The organism is Sporosarcina sp. P34, from assembly GCF_002743375.1.
In the GTDB taxonomy this organism is placed as follows: Bacteria; Bacillota; Bacilli; order Bacillales_A; family Planococcaceae; genus Sporosarcina.
On sequence record NZ_PDZC01000001.1, the window covers coordinates 207,183 to 220,025 of the forward strand.

Genomic DNA, 12,843 nt, shown 5'->3' on the forward strand with positions numbered 1-12,843 from the left:
AATTGCCAGAAGCAACAAATTCAGCAACCACGAAAAATGCGATTACTGAATCGATGTATTTAGTCAACAAGCAACGAGATCAACGGAAAACCGGACCCGATACAATGGGGAAAGACGCTTTTATGAAAATTTTAATTGCACAGATGGCTAACCAAGATCCAACCAATCCGATGAAAGACACAGAGTTTGTCGCACAAATGGCCCAGTTTTCATCATTGGAACAAACCATGAACTTAGCAAAGGCATTTGAAAAGTTCGCGGATTCACAAAACCAGAGTCAGTTAATTCAGTACAATAGCTTTGTAGGTAAAGAAATTCGTTGGCATGAAGTATCAGATAAAACAGGTCAAGACGACAAGCCGATTATTAATGAAGGGACTGGCGTTATACAGTCTATCAAGTATATGAATGGTTCAGTAATCTTTACGATGGCGGATGGCAAAGAACTGTCGCCTGGTAACATTTCGGAAGTAATGGGATATGGATCTAGTTCAGGGACTGGAGCAGTCGGTCAACCGAACAGTCTAGTACAAGCCAGTATGTTAATTGGTAAGACAGTAGGCTATATGGAAGGCGAAGAAGAACGTACAGGGAAAGTCGTATCGGTTACAAATAAGGAAGGTAGTCTGCATTATGTGTTGCAAGACGGCAAGAAAATTGAAGGAAATCAATTTACTACTATTAGTGAATAATTGAATGGGGCGATATCATGAACAAGATCGATATCCATCGCATTCCATCACCACCACCCATACGTCAAGGACAAATACAAGCACAGTCAAAGCAGTCATTTCTCGAACATTTACAGCAAGCGACACGGCCTGAAACACTAAAGATTAGTAAACATGCTAACGATCGGCTGCAAGAACGAGGCATTCAAATGACCGATGCAGAATGGGCACACATCTCAGAGAAAGTAGACGAGGCGAAGAGGAAGGGAATCCGCGATTCACTCGTGTTGACCGATCAAGCCGCACTCATTGTCAGTGCAAAGAACTCAACCGTCATCACCGCGATGAACCGCATGGAAGCGAAGGACCAACTATTTACGAATATTGACGGCACGATACTACTCAGCTAAATACGGCAGGACCTTAACAGGATGCCAATTGCACCGCCGACTGAATGACGCGGTGCACTCTAAAACCGAGAGGGGAAACTATTTATGATTCGCTCAATGTACTCAGGAATTTCTGGACTAAAAAACTTTCAAACTAAGTTGGATGTAATTGGTAATAATATTGCTAATGTTAATACTTATGGCTTTAAGAAAGGGCGTACGGTGTTTAAGGATTTGTATTCACAGAATATTGCGGGGGCTTCTGCACCTGGAGATGTTAGAGGTGGTGTGAATCCAAAGCAAGTAGGATTAGGATCACAGTTAGCTACTATTGATACAATTCACTCTGGGGGCTCAATGCAAACTACAGGCAATACGCTAGATTTAGCGATTGAAGGCGATGGTTTTTTTGTAGTGGAGGATGGAGCGCAAAGATTTTATACAAGAGCGGGTAATTTTTATTTAGATGCAGGTGCAGATGCTGGAGCTGCAGAAGGAACTTTAGTAGATGGCGATGGAAGATTTGTTTTAGACGATCAGGGTGAGTACATAACCGTACCATTAGAAGCTACATCTCTTTCTATTGGACAGAATGGCGCGGTTAAATACGTAACTGAAGCTGATGGATTGGACGGAAACCAAATAATTGCGATAGCCAAATTCAATAACCCAGGTGGACTTACAAAAGTGGGTGGGAATATGTATCAAGAATCTGCAAACTCAGGCGCACCATCCGAAAATTTAACTCCTCTTGAAGAAGGCCGTGGCGCAATCAAATCCGGCTCCCTAGAAATGTCTAACGTAGACCTATCCGAGGAATTCACGGAAATGATTGTTGCACAACGTGGTTTCCAAGCCAACACACGGATTATCACGACTTCGGACGAAATTTTACAAGAACTAGTAAACTTGAAACGATAACATAGTATAGTTTGAGAAGGAGGGTCGGGCCGGCCTTGGCCTGGCCCCTTACATATGATTAAAGTGACGAGATTGAATCGAACGACTTTTACGTTAAACGCATTGTACATAGAAAGAGTCGAGTCGTTTCCAGACACGACAATCACGTTGACGACTGGTTCAAAATATGTCGTGCTTGATTCAGCTGACGAAGTAAATAACCGAATCATTGAATTTTATCAAGCGGTCCAGCTGCTATCCAATCCGCATATCCGGGGTGATGAAGAAGATGAAGAATAAATTATTGACGATTTCATTGATTATCTTAGTGAGTATTACGTTGATCGGTGTCGTGGCGGTCGTATTGATATTGAATTTCAATAAAGATAGTGACGGAGAGGAAAAAGCACCGTCAATTGATGAAATTATTGAGGCATCAGTGGATATGGAAGAAATTACAACGAATTTGTCTGGCCGTAATTTTGTCCGTATATCCCTGAAAATCCAGACAGACAGTAAAAAGGCAGCGGAGGAATTAACGAAGCGTGATTTTCAAGTGAAGAACCTAGCTATTCAAGAACTGTCTGAAATGACAGCGAAAGACCTTGAAGGGAAAGCAGGGAAACAGCAATTTGAAGATACTATAAAAGCGAAGCTAAACGAGCTGATGCAAGATGGTGAAATACAGAAGGTGTATATTGTCTCATATATCATCCAGTGACGGCCGGAAGGATCTACAAGAGAAATGTGCGCGATGGGAGGTGGGCCTATGTCGGGAGATGTACTGTCCCAAAATGAAATAGATGCGCTGCTGTCAGCTTTATCGACGGGTGAAATGTCAGCAGAAGAAATGAAGAAAGAAGAAGAAACAAGAAAAGTACGTGTCTATGACTTTAAGCGTGCACTTCGTTTCTCTAAAGATCAGATTCGGAGTTTGACTAGGATTCATGAAAACTTCGCCAGATTACTGACGACGTACTTCTCCGCTCAGCTGCGTACGTATGTACAAATTAATGTGATGTCGGTAGACCAGATACCGTTTGAAGAATTCATCAGCTCGATACCCAATATGACATTGATCAATATATTTGATGTATCCCCCCTTGAAGGGAATATTTTGATGGAAGTCAATCCCAATGTCGCTTACTCGATGTTGGAACGATTGATGGGTGGTTTTGGATCGAGTTCAGGAAAAACGGATAATATGACGGAAATTGAAACGAAGATCTTGACGAATTTGTTTGAACGTTCATTTGATAGCTTACGTGAAGCTTGGTCCGGGTTAATTGATATCGATCCGTATTTAGCGGAAATGGAAGTCAACCCCCAATTTCTTCAAATGATTTCACCGAACGAAACCGTGGTCGTGATTTCATTCAATATTATGATTGGTGAATCTAGCGGTATGATCAACATGTGTATCCCGCACGTTGTGTTGGAACCTATTATTCCGAATCTTTCTGTGCAGTACTGGATGCAGACGAATAAGAAAGAACCTACCGCTGAGCAAAGTGTCGAATTGGAAAGAAGAATTAAAAACGCAACACTCCCTATAGTTGCTGAACTTGGAAAAGGCCAGATATCTATTGAAGATTTCTTGCATCTACAGCTTGGTGATGTGATTTCATTGGATACAAGCATTGAAGAACCTTTGACAATAAGAATAGGGGAAAAGCCTAAATTCACAGCACAGCCAGGGAAATTACGTAATCGTATGGCTGTTCAAATACTGGAAATATTGACTACGGGAGAGGATGACGATGATGAGTGATAATATTCTCTCACAGGAAGAGATTGAAGCGTTGTTACGGGGTGAAACTCTAGAACCTATCCAAGCAGAAGAACCTGTATCGGAAACTATCGATATTAGCGATTACTTGACCGAAATGGAGCAAGATGCTTTAGGGGAAATTGGTAATATCTCGTTCGGTAGTTCGGCAACAGCACTTTCTGCTTTATTGGGTCAAAAGGTGGAAATCACTACACCACAGCTATCGCTAATCCAACGTGATAATTTGGAGGGGGATTTTGTCCATCCATATGTAGCAATCAAGGTGGAATATACTGAAGGATTAAGCGGCGTCAATCTGTTGGTGATCAAACAAAGTGATGCGGCAATCATTGCAGATTTAATGCTTGGAGGAGACGGTATTACTCCAAACCAAGAGTTAAGTGAAATCCATTTGAGTGCAGTGCAAGAAGCGATGAATCAAATGATGGGATCTTCAGCGACTTCGATGTCTACCATCTTCAATAAAAAAGTAGATATTTCACCGCCTACTATTGACTTGATGAATATTCAAATAGATCAGGGAACCGAAAATATTCCTGCGCATAATTTATTGATTCGTGTGTCTTTCAATTTGAAAGTTGGTGAGTTGATTGATTCAGATATTATGCAATTGTTCCCATTGGAGTTCGGTAAAAAATTAGTCTCATCACTAATGGGGGAAGAAGAAGCGGCGACTATGATAGAAACACCACCTAGTCCGCAGGCACCACAATATTCGGAACCAGAACCGACATATGCACAAGAGCCTACACCTATGCAACAGCCGCAACCTGCATATCAAGCACCGCCAAGTCAACAAACCGCAACACCACGTCAGACTCAGGAGCCAGTGCATGTTCAGCAAGCAGAGTTTGCGAGTTTCCAAGCACCTTCTTTAAAAAAAGAAGAATCAAATAATTTAAATTTGCTACTTGATATACCGCTTCAAGTAACAGTAGAATTAGGACGTACGAAACGTTCTGTTAAAGAAATACTAGAAATGTCTGGTGGTTCAATTATTGAACTAGATAAATTGGCAGGGGAGCCGGTCGATATATTAGTCAATAATCGCTATATTGCAAAAGGAGAAGTCGTCGTCATTGACGAAAACTTCGGAGTCCGTATTACGGACATTTTAAGTCAAATGGATCGATTAAATAATTTACGATAGAAGATACTTGGAGGGAATATGAATGGGAAAACGAATTTTAGTAGTAGATGACGCGGCGTTTATGCGCATGATGATCAAGGATATTTTAACAAAGAATAATTATGAAGTAGTAGGAGAGGCAGCAGACGGTGCTCAAGCTATTGAAAAGTATAATGAATTGAAGCCGGATTTGGTTACAATGGATATCACGATGCCTGAAATGGATGGCATAGCGGCATTAAAAGCAATTAAAAGTACCAATCCATCTGCAACCATCATCATGTGTTCTGCAATGGGCCAACAAGCAATGGTCATTGATGCAATCCAAGCTGGAGCAAAAGACTTTATCGTTAAACCATTTCAGGCAGACCGTGTGATTGAAGCGATCGACAAAGCGTTGAGCTAACAGCAACAGATGAAAGTAAAACTGGTAATCTATTGTATACTACTATTCTTTCTGTGCTTCACTATCACACCATTTGCACATGCAGAAACTAATCCTAATGTCAGCGTATCAGACTGTATTGGAAAAAATAAAGACTGCGAAGAGAAATCTCCTGCTACAGAGAGTGATAAAAAACTAGTAACCCATAATGAATTGGACAAGCCAAAAGGTCTCACGGTGAAAGATTATATCCGAACACTTTTTGCTTTTGTATTTGTCATTGGTTTGCTCGTGTGGTTACTGCGTTTCATGAACAAACGTAATAGAAACTTCGACTCGAATCGACTCATGACGAATATGGGCGGCGTACCGTTAGGTCAAAATAAGTCCATTCAACTAGTGAAAATGGGTAATCACTATTTTGTGGTCGGTGTTGGAGAAAATGTACAGTTGTTAAAGGAAATTGAAGATCCTGATGAAATTGCTGAATTACTGGCACGTTATGACCAAAATGATGAAGTTCAGAAGGGACTAGTTTCAAAACTGTATACTAGATTTTCTTCAAAGGCTAAACAAACACCTTCAGAAGAAACCACTTTTAGTCAATTGTTTTCTACCAAAATGAATGAGATCAAATCTGATAGAAAAGAGCAATTAAAACATTTACATCGGAAGGAGAGCGACCGCGATGGTTGATTTTCTGGGCACATTTTCTGACAGTGATCCCACCAATGTCTCAACTTCCATTAAGATGTTGCTTTTACTTACGGTATTGTCACTTGCACCAGCAATTTTAATTTTGATGACTTCGTTTGCTAGGATCATTATTGTCCTGTCATTTGTTCGGACGGCGCTAGCTACACAGCAAATGCCTCCTAACCAAGTTTTGGTTGGGTTAGCATTATTTCTGACGTTTTTCATCATGTCGCCTGTGCTATCTCAAGTGAATGAAGAAGCATTGACCCCTTTGTTTGATGAAGAAATCAGTTTGGACGAGGCATACGAGCGGGCCAGTGTGCCATTCAAAGAATTTATGAGCCAACATACAAGACAGAAAGATTTAGAATTATTCATGCGCTATAACCAGATGGAGCGACCGGAAACAATTGAAGATATTCCGCTAACTATGATGGTACCGGCTTTCGCCCTCAGTGAAATTAAGACAGCATTTCAAATGGGCTTTATGATTTTCATTCCCTTTCTTGTCATCGATATGATCGTAGCAAGTGTGCTTATGTCTATGGGGATGATGATGCTTCCACCCGTTATGATTTCATTACCATTCAAAATATTATTATTTGTACTAGTTGACGGTTGGTATCTCATTATCCAGTCATTGCTACAAAGCTTTTAGGAGGGGATTTGAATGACGAGTGAATTTGTTATATCCATTGCAGAACGGTCAGTTTGGGTGATTCTCCTCGCTTCGGGACCTCTCTTAATCGTAGCGTTAGTAACGGGGCTTGCCGTGAGTATCTTTCAGGCAACTACACAAATTCAAGAGCAAACATTGGCATTTGTGCCGAAAATCATAGCGGTTATGGTTGCTATTATATTTTTTGGACCTTGGATGTTATCCTATGTCACCGGATATGCTAGTGAAATCTTTTCCAATCTCTCTAGGTACATTGGGTGATTAAATGAATGAACTGATTCCGTCGTTACCCGCATTTTTACTTATACTAACCCGTGTTACTTCTTTCTTCGTAACACTGCCATTATTCTCTTACAAGACCATTCCAGCTACGCAACGATTATTATTTGGGGCAATACTAGCCTGGATGATGTCTTACTCCATCACGATGCCCGAACTGGTAATCGATGGTCAATACATATTACTTGTACTTAAGGAAGCGGTAGTCGGCTTATCAATCGGCATTGCCGCTTTTATTATTATGTCAGCTATTCAAGTAGCTGGTGGATTTATTGATTTTCAGATGGGATTTGCTATTGCGAACGTTATTGATCCTCAAACGGGTGCGCAGTCACCATTGCTAGGACAGTTTCTTAATTCGTTAGCGATGTTATTGTTATTAGTGGTCAATGGTCATCATTTGCTTTTGGATGGGATATTTTACAGCTATGAGTTTGTTCCGATCACGTCTATGTGGCCGCCTTTTGGTAGTCCGAACATGGCAGAATTTATCGTTTTGACCTTTGCGAAATCCTTTGCGATTGCGTTTCAAATGGCGATTCCAGTTGTAGCTACGTTATTTCTTGTCGATTTGGCACTCGGGATTACTGCACGTGCTGTACCACAATTAAATATTTTTGTAGTGGGGTTTCCAATTAAAATTGGTGTCAGTTTCTTGGTAATCGTTACGATGTCTAGTGTCTTCATCATCGTCATGAAGAAAATGTTTGAAATTATGATTGTGACGATGAGAAATCTGATGATACTGCTTGGGGGTGGCTAACTTGTTACTAAGGCTAGATTTACAATTCTTTGCCGGTGAGAAGACGGAAAAAGCTACCCCCAAAAAGCGGGAAGATTCCAGGAAGAAAGGCCAAGTACTAAAAAGTCAAGACGTAACAGCAGCTATTGTACTTTTTTCTATTTTTACATTTATGTTCTTTGCCGCAGGTTTTATGCGGGATAATTTCTTTGTGTTTTTCCGGGAATCTTTTACACACTTTATCCCGATCAAATCGCTGGATGAAGAACAAGTCATGTTAGTATACATAAGCGTTATTAAACAAATGGCAATCATTTTATTGCCGATTATGTTAATAGCAGTTGTTGCCAGTGTTGCAGCGAATTTGCTACAATTCGGTCTCTTATTTACTGCAGAGACATTGAAGTTTGATTTAAAGAAAATAGATCCAATTAAAGGATTAAAGCGAATCTTTTCTATTCGTGCGATTGTAGAGTTATTGAAATCCATATTAAAAATTTCTTTTATTGGGACTGTTACCACCCTTATTGTATGGAGTAATCTGGACCAAGTGCTGGACTTGGCATTTAAGACACCGCAAGTAACATTGGTGACTGTAGCAAAGTTAGTCGGAATGATGGGGATCATCGCATCAATGGTATTATTGTTTATTTCTATCTTGGACTTTCTTTATCAGAAATTTGACTATGAAAAAAACCTTAAAATGTCTAAACAAGATATTAAAGATGAAAGTAAAAATATGGACGGTGACCCGCTTATCAAATCCCGTATTAGACAGCGTCAGCGTGAAATGGCCATGCGTCGGATGATGCAAGAGATCCCTGAAGCGGACGTAGTAATCACCAATCCTACTCACTATGCCATTGCGCTAAAGTACGATGAAGATCAGATGGATTCGCCAATCGTCGTTGGGAAAGGTGCAGATTTTGTCGCACAAAAAATTAAAATGATTGCGTCAGAGCACGATATTGTAATGGTAGAAAATCGACCTCTAGCACGTGCTATGTATGATGAGGTAGAGATTGGGGATCGAATACCGGAGCAATTCTTTAAAGCAATCGCAGAAATTCTAGCGTATGTATATCGTATTCAAAAGAAAATATAAGTTATAGAAGAAAGTAGGGATGGCATGCAGTTTAGAGATATAGGAGTACTCGCGGCGGTTATTATGATCATTGCGATGCTTGTCATCCCATTACCACCTTGGTTATTAAGTTTCTTGATTATTATCAATATTACACTTGGGCTGATGGTTTTACTAACTGCGATGAATATGCAGGAAGCACTGCAATTCTCTATCTTTCCATCATTGTTATTATTACTTACATTATTCCGTCTAGGTCTTAACGTTTCTACAACACGTGCGATTCTTTCGGAAGGTGATGCGGGTGGAGTAGTAGACACGTTTGGTACGTTCGTTACGGGCGGAAATATTGTTGTAGGATTAGTAGTTTTTGTTATTTTAATCATTATTCAGTTTATTGTTATAACAAAAGGTTCGGAGCGTGTTTCCGAAGTTGCTGCACGTTTTACTCTTGATGCAATGCCAGGTAAGCAAATGAGTATTGATGCCGACTTAAACGCAGGGATGATCTCCGATATAGAAGCTCGCACACGTCGTGAAAAAGTAAGTAACGAAGCAGATTTCTATGGTGCGATGGACGGTGCAACAAAATTTGTTAAAGGGGATGCCATTGCCGGAATTATCATCGTTATGATCAACTTATTGGTCGGTATGATTATTGGCGTCGTACAGATGGGGTTGCCGTTTGCTGAAGCAGCAGTTCAATTCTCTACACTCACTGTCGGGGATGGTATTGTTTCACAAATACCTGCACTATTGATTTCCACGGCAACGGGTATTGTAGTTACCCGTGCTGCATCAGAAGGAAACTTAGGCACGGATATTACGAATCAATTATTAGGACAACCAAAATTACTTTATGTAGCATCTATTACAATTTTTTTACTAGGTCTTGCTACACCGATTAATGACATCTTAACCATTCCGATTGCGGGTGCATTGGCAATGGGTGCATTTATGATGTCACGTAAAAAAGATGAAGATCCAAACGAATTATTAGAAATAGAAGAAAATGTTGAGACTGAAGGGTTGAAACGGCCTGAAAATGTTGTTGACCTCTTGAATGTCGACCCGATTGAGTTTGAATTTGGTTATGGTCTCATCCCTCTTGTAGATGCCACACAGGGTGGGGATTTGCTGGATCGAGTCGTTATGATTCGTCGTCAGTTAGCGATAGAACTTGGTCTCGTCATTCCAGTCGTTCGCATTCGAGATAATATACAATTACAACCGAACGAATACAGAATCAAAATCAAAGGGAATGAAATGGCTAGGGGTGAACTATTGTTAGATCATTATCTAGCTATGAGTCCAGGCGGTGAAGATTTAATAGAAGGAATAGATACTATTGAACCTTCGTTTGGATTGCCAGCGAAATGGATTACTGAAGAAGCGAAAGAAGAAGCAGAAATCATGGGTTACACAGTCGTGGATCCACCAAGTGTTGTATCTACTCATTTGACTGAAGTCATTCGTGCCAATGCATCCGACTTACTTGGACGTCAGGAAACCAAACAACTGGTCGATCACGTACATGAAACATATCCGATTTTGGTTGATGAACTTACACCAACTCCATTATCAATTGGCGAGATTCAAAAAGTGCTTGCTAAATTATTGAACGAACAAGTTTCCGTCCGTAATTTACCTATCATTTTTGAGACACTTGCAGACTATTCGAAGTACACATCCGATGTAGATGTCCTGACTGAATACGTCAGACAATCATTGGCACGTCAGATCACTGGTCAATTTGTTGTAGGTAACGGGGCGTTAAAAGTATTAACAGTCGCTGGGAAGGTAGAGAAACTCATTGCGGATAGTATTCAACAAACAGAACAAGGAAACTTTCTTTCAATAGACCCATCACAATCTCAAATGATCTTGGAACGAATTGCGCAAGAAGTCGAACGGGTAGCTATGCTGGACCAATCTCCTGTCATTTTATGTTCACCTGCCATTCGTATGTACTTACGTCAAATCACGGAGCGGTATTTCCCACAGATACCTATACTATCTTATAATGAATTGGAAGCATCAGTGGAAGTGCAAAGTGTAGGGGTGGTGGATATTTAATGAAAATGAAAAAGTATACAGCATCTACAATGGTTGATGCTATGGCGAAAGTCCGTGAAGATTTTGGGGAAGACGCGATCATCCTCAGTTCAAACGTCACGAAAACAAAAAGTTTTTTTGGTCTGTTTCGTAAACGGTCAGTAGAAGTAGTTGCAAGCTATGACGAAACGAATGCAGAACGTATCTATGAATCACGAGTTCATTCTGTGCAACCCATTGCAGAGCCAGAGTCTGTTGAACAAATTGAACAAGAAATGCGAGAGATCAAACAAATGCTGAAAGATATTCAGCCAGTAGATCGTACATTTGAAAAGTATCCCGATGAACTATTACCTATATTGAAGAAGTTACAGAAGCAAGGTGTGGATAGTAAATATATTACAGAGATTGGTAATCTAGTATTCAATCGAATGAAGCAAGATAAGATCGATTTCACTGAAGGACAGCAAATGGAATTGATTAGAACATGGTTCAGCGATCAACTTCACGACATACCTTTCGGTGGAATCACTTATCAGAAACAGTTTATAAATGTACTAGGGCCGACTGGTGTAGGAAAAACCACGACCATTGCGAAAATTGCCGCACGTGCCTTACTGGAAGAAAAAAAGAAAGTTGGTTTCATTACGACCGATACGTATCGAATTGCAGCAATCGAACAATTGCGCACATATGCCAATTTACTTCAGGCGCCGGTTGAAATCGCTTATAGTGAAGAAGATTTCCGTACCGCAATTGAAAAGTTAAAAGATTTAGATCTCATATTTATCGATACAGCGGGCCGAAATTATAAAGAAGCAAAATTTGTCGATGATTTATCGAAACTCATTGATTTCTCATTGGATATGGAAACATTTCTTGTGTTATCTACCACATCAAAGGAACAGGATATGGATACCATCATTAGACAATTTACTAATTTCCCAATTGAGAAATTTATATTTACCAAGACAGATGAAACCGATTCAGTCGGATCTATAATTAATTTAATTCTGAAATATGGTATAGGTGTATCCTACTACACAGATGGACAAGAGGTACCTGAAGATTTAACAGAAGCCAGTTCGGAAAAGATAGTGGACCTTCTATTAGCAGGTGATTCACATGCATGATCAGGCTGAAGCACTTCGACTAAAAATGATGAAAAGTCAAAGACAAGTAGCTCGCTCAATTGCCGTCGTTAGTGGAAAAGGCGGAGTAGGCAAATCGAATTTCACCGCTAATTTCTCTTACGGACTCGTAGCGAAAGGTAAGAAAGTATTAATTGTGGACATGGATATTGGGATGGGGAATATTCATATATTATTTGGGGCTACCCCAATGTTTCATCTAAAAGATTACTTGTCTGATAAGCAACAATTGCAGAGCGTTGTGACTCCTATTGAAGACAATCTTGCGTTTATAGCGGGTGGTTCTGGGCTGGAAAATGTGGTGGAGTGGTCAGGTGAAATGTTTGATCGATTGATTGAGGCATTTTCTATTTTACAGATGGAATATGATGTTATTTTATTTGATATGGGTGCAGGAGCAACGAAGAGTTCAATTGATTTAATCTTGGCGATGGATGAAATTATTTTAATAGCGACACCGGAGCCAACTTCTATTACGGATGCGTATTCGATGATTAAGTTTATATGTCTGCAAGATGCGAATAAATCTATTCACATAGTGAGTAATCGTGTTCTAAAAGAGCAAGATGGACGAGACTCCGTCGCACGGCTTCAGTTGGCTATGCGGAAGTTTTTATTTATAGATACTCATGTTTTAGGCTTTTTGCCGGATGACATTCATGTACGTAATGCAGTAATAGCTCAAATCCCTTTCGTCAAATTATATCCTAATTCAAAAGTTAGCAAGCGAATGCTGGCAATAACTGATACATTTTTACACAGCAACAAACCGAACACTTCTGTTGAAACTTCTGGATTCATAGATAAAATCAAAGGTGTTTTCCTAAAGGGGCGTGTCTAATTTGATTACTGCAAAGAAAAAACGCATTCTTGTTGTAGACGACTCGGCTT

At 40.0% G+C, this 12,843-nt stretch carries 16 protein-coding genes; all 16 read left to right on the forward strand.

Annotated elements, in window-relative coordinates; translation table 11 throughout:
- Positions 1-2: 2 nt before the first annotated feature.
- The 16 genes from flgD to CSV63_RS01115 all read left to right on the forward strand — a co-directional run bounded on the left by flgD (position 3) and on the right by CSV63_RS01115 (position 12,793).
- Complete coding sequence (gene flgD, locus CSV63_RS01040) at positions 3-692, forward strand: flagellar hook assembly protein FlgD (protein WP_099694155.1); 690 nt, start codon at positions 3-5, stop codon at positions 690-692.
- A 17-nt stretch (positions 693-709) separates the two neighbouring features.
- On the forward strand, positions 710-1,081 hold the full coding sequence (locus CSV63_RS01045; RefSeq protein WP_099694156.1) for a TIGR02530 family flagellar biosynthesis protein: 372 nt from the start codon (positions 710-712) through the stop codon (positions 1,079-1,081).
- A gap of 84 nt (positions 1,082-1,165) precedes the next feature.
- The gene (gene flgG, locus CSV63_RS01050) at positions 1,166-1,981 is read left to right on the forward strand and encodes a flagellar basal body rod protein FlgG (RefSeq protein ID WP_099694157.1); all 816 of its coding nucleotides are present in this window, start codon (positions 1,166-1,168) and stop codon (positions 1,979-1,981) included.
- Between the two features lie 54 nt (positions 1,982-2,035).
- Positions 2,036-2,260, forward strand: coding sequence for a flagellar FlbD family protein (locus CSV63_RS01055; protein ID WP_085133241.1), 225 nt, complete (start codon positions 2,036-2,038; stop codon positions 2,258-2,260).
- The gene (gene fliL / locus CSV63_RS01060) at positions 2,250-2,681 is read left to right on the forward strand and encodes a flagellar basal body-associated protein FliL (protein WP_099630922.1); all 432 of its coding nucleotides are present in this window, start codon (positions 2,250-2,252) and stop codon (positions 2,679-2,681) included. Before CSV63_RS01055 ends, fliL begins: the two co-directional genes overlap by 11 nt.
- A 48-nt stretch (positions 2,682-2,729) precedes the next feature.
- Complete coding sequence (gene fliM, locus CSV63_RS01065) at positions 2,730-3,731, forward strand: flagellar motor switch protein FliM (RefSeq protein WP_099694158.1); 1,002 nt, start codon at positions 2,730-2,732, stop codon at positions 3,729-3,731.
- Positions 3,724-4,902, forward strand: a complete 1,179-nt coding sequence (fliY, locus tag CSV63_RS01070; RefSeq protein ID WP_099694628.1) for a flagellar motor switch phosphatase FliY — start codon at positions 3,724-3,726, stop codon at positions 4,900-4,902. Before fliM ends, fliY begins: the two co-directional genes overlap by 8 nt.
- A 22-nt stretch (positions 4,903-4,924) precedes the next feature.
- Positions 4,925-5,287 (forward strand): response regulator, encoded by a 363-nt coding sequence (locus CSV63_RS01075; protein ID WP_099630924.1) that lies wholly within the window; start codon positions 4,925-4,927, stop codon positions 5,285-5,287.
- A gap of 9 nt (positions 5,288-5,296) precedes the next feature.
- Positions 5,297-5,962: a flagellar biosynthetic protein FliO gene (locus CSV63_RS01080; protein ID WP_099694159.1), complete on the forward strand. Its 666-nt coding sequence runs from the start codon at positions 5,297-5,299 to the stop codon at positions 5,960-5,962.
- Positions 5,955-6,620, forward strand: a complete 666-nt coding sequence (gene fliP, locus CSV63_RS01085) for a flagellar type III secretion system pore protein FliP (protein WP_099694160.1) — start codon at positions 5,955-5,957, stop codon at positions 6,618-6,620. Before CSV63_RS01080 ends, fliP begins: the two co-directional genes overlap by 8 nt.
- 12 nt (positions 6,621-6,632) lie before the next feature.
- Positions 6,633-6,902: a flagellar biosynthesis protein FliQ gene (gene fliQ, locus CSV63_RS01090; protein ID WP_099694161.1), complete on the forward strand. Its 270-nt coding sequence runs from the start codon at positions 6,633-6,635 to the stop codon at positions 6,900-6,902.
- Between the two features lie 4 nt (positions 6,903-6,906).
- On the forward strand, positions 6,907-7,683 hold the full coding sequence (fliR, locus tag CSV63_RS01095) for a flagellar biosynthetic protein FliR (RefSeq protein WP_099675129.1): 777 nt from the start codon (positions 6,907-6,909) through the stop codon (positions 7,681-7,683).
- Positions 7,676-8,767 carry a flagellar biosynthesis protein FlhB gene (flhB, locus tag CSV63_RS01100; protein ID WP_099694162.1) on the forward strand — a complete coding sequence of 364 codons (1,092 nt, stop codon included), beginning with the start codon at positions 7,676-7,678 and terminating at the stop codon, positions 8,765-8,767. The genes fliR and flhB overlap by 8 nt, the downstream gene beginning before the upstream one ends.
- 24 nt (positions 8,768-8,791) lie before the next feature.
- Positions 8,792-10,822: a flagellar biosynthesis protein FlhA gene (gene flhA / locus CSV63_RS01105; RefSeq protein WP_099694163.1), complete on the forward strand. Its 2,031-nt coding sequence runs from the start codon at positions 8,792-8,794 to the stop codon at positions 10,820-10,822.
- Positions 10,822-11,934 carry a flagellar biosynthesis GTPase FlhF gene (gene flhF / locus CSV63_RS01110; RefSeq protein ID WP_099694164.1) on the forward strand — a complete coding sequence of 371 codons (1,113 nt, stop codon included), beginning with the start codon at positions 10,822-10,824 and terminating at the stop codon, positions 11,932-11,934. Before flhA ends, flhF begins: the two co-directional genes overlap by 1 nt.
- Complete coding sequence (locus CSV63_RS01115; protein WP_099694165.1) at positions 11,927-12,793, forward strand: MinD/ParA family protein; 867 nt, start codon at positions 11,927-11,929, stop codon at positions 12,791-12,793. The genes flhF and CSV63_RS01115 overlap by 8 nt, the downstream gene beginning before the upstream one ends.
- The last annotated feature ends 50 nt before the right edge of the window (positions 12,794-12,843 follow it).

Excerpts from the sequence above, each read along its gene's own strand:
- flgG (WP_099694157.1), top strand. The coding sequence starts at position 1,166 with ATGATTCGCTCAATGTACTCAGGAATTTCTGGACTAAAAAACTTTCAA.
- CSV63_RS01055 (WP_085133241.1), top strand. The coding sequence starts at position 2,036 with ATGATTAAAGTGACGAGATTGAATCGAACGACTTTTACGTTAAACGCA.
- CSV63_RS01080 (WP_099694159.1), top strand. The coding sequence starts at position 5,297 with ATGAAAGTAAAACTGGTAATCTATTGTATACTACTATTCTTTCTGTGC.
- fliM (WP_099694158.1), top strand. The coding sequence starts at position 2,730 with ATGTCGGGAGATGTACTGTCCCAAAATGAAATAGATGCGCTGCTGTCA.
- fliY (WP_099694628.1), top strand. The coding sequence starts at position 3,724 with ATGAGTGATAATATTCTCTCACAGGAAGAGATTGAAGCGTTGTTACGG.
- fliQ (WP_099694161.1), top strand. The coding sequence starts at position 6,633 with ATGACGAGTGAATTTGTTATATCCATTGCAGAACGGTCAGTTTGGGTG.
- fliL (WP_099630922.1), top strand. The coding sequence starts at position 2,250 with ATGAAGAATAAATTATTGACGATTTCATTGATTATCTTAGTGAGTATT.
- CSV63_RS01045 (WP_099694156.1), top strand. The coding sequence starts at position 710 with ATGAACAAGATCGATATCCATCGCATTCCATCACCACCACCCATACGT.
- CSV63_RS01075 (WP_099630924.1), top strand. The coding sequence starts at position 4,925 with ATGGGAAAACGAATTTTAGTAGTAGATGACGCGGCGTTTATGCGCATG.
- flhF (WP_099694164.1), top strand. The coding sequence starts at position 10,822 with ATGAAAATGAAAAAGTATACAGCATCTACAATGGTTGATGCTATGGCG.
- flhA (WP_099694163.1), top strand. The coding sequence starts at position 8,792 with ATGCAGTTTAGAGATATAGGAGTACTCGCGGCGGTTATTATGATCATT.
- fliR (WP_099675129.1), top strand. The coding sequence starts at position 6,907 with ATGAATGAACTGATTCCGTCGTTACCCGCATTTTTACTTATACTAACC.
- fliP (WP_099694160.1), top strand. The coding sequence starts at position 5,955 with ATGGTTGATTTTCTGGGCACATTTTCTGACAGTGATCCCACCAATGTC.
- CSV63_RS01115 (WP_099694165.1), top strand. The coding sequence starts at position 11,927 with ATGCATGATCAGGCTGAAGCACTTCGACTAAAAATGATGAAAAGTCAA.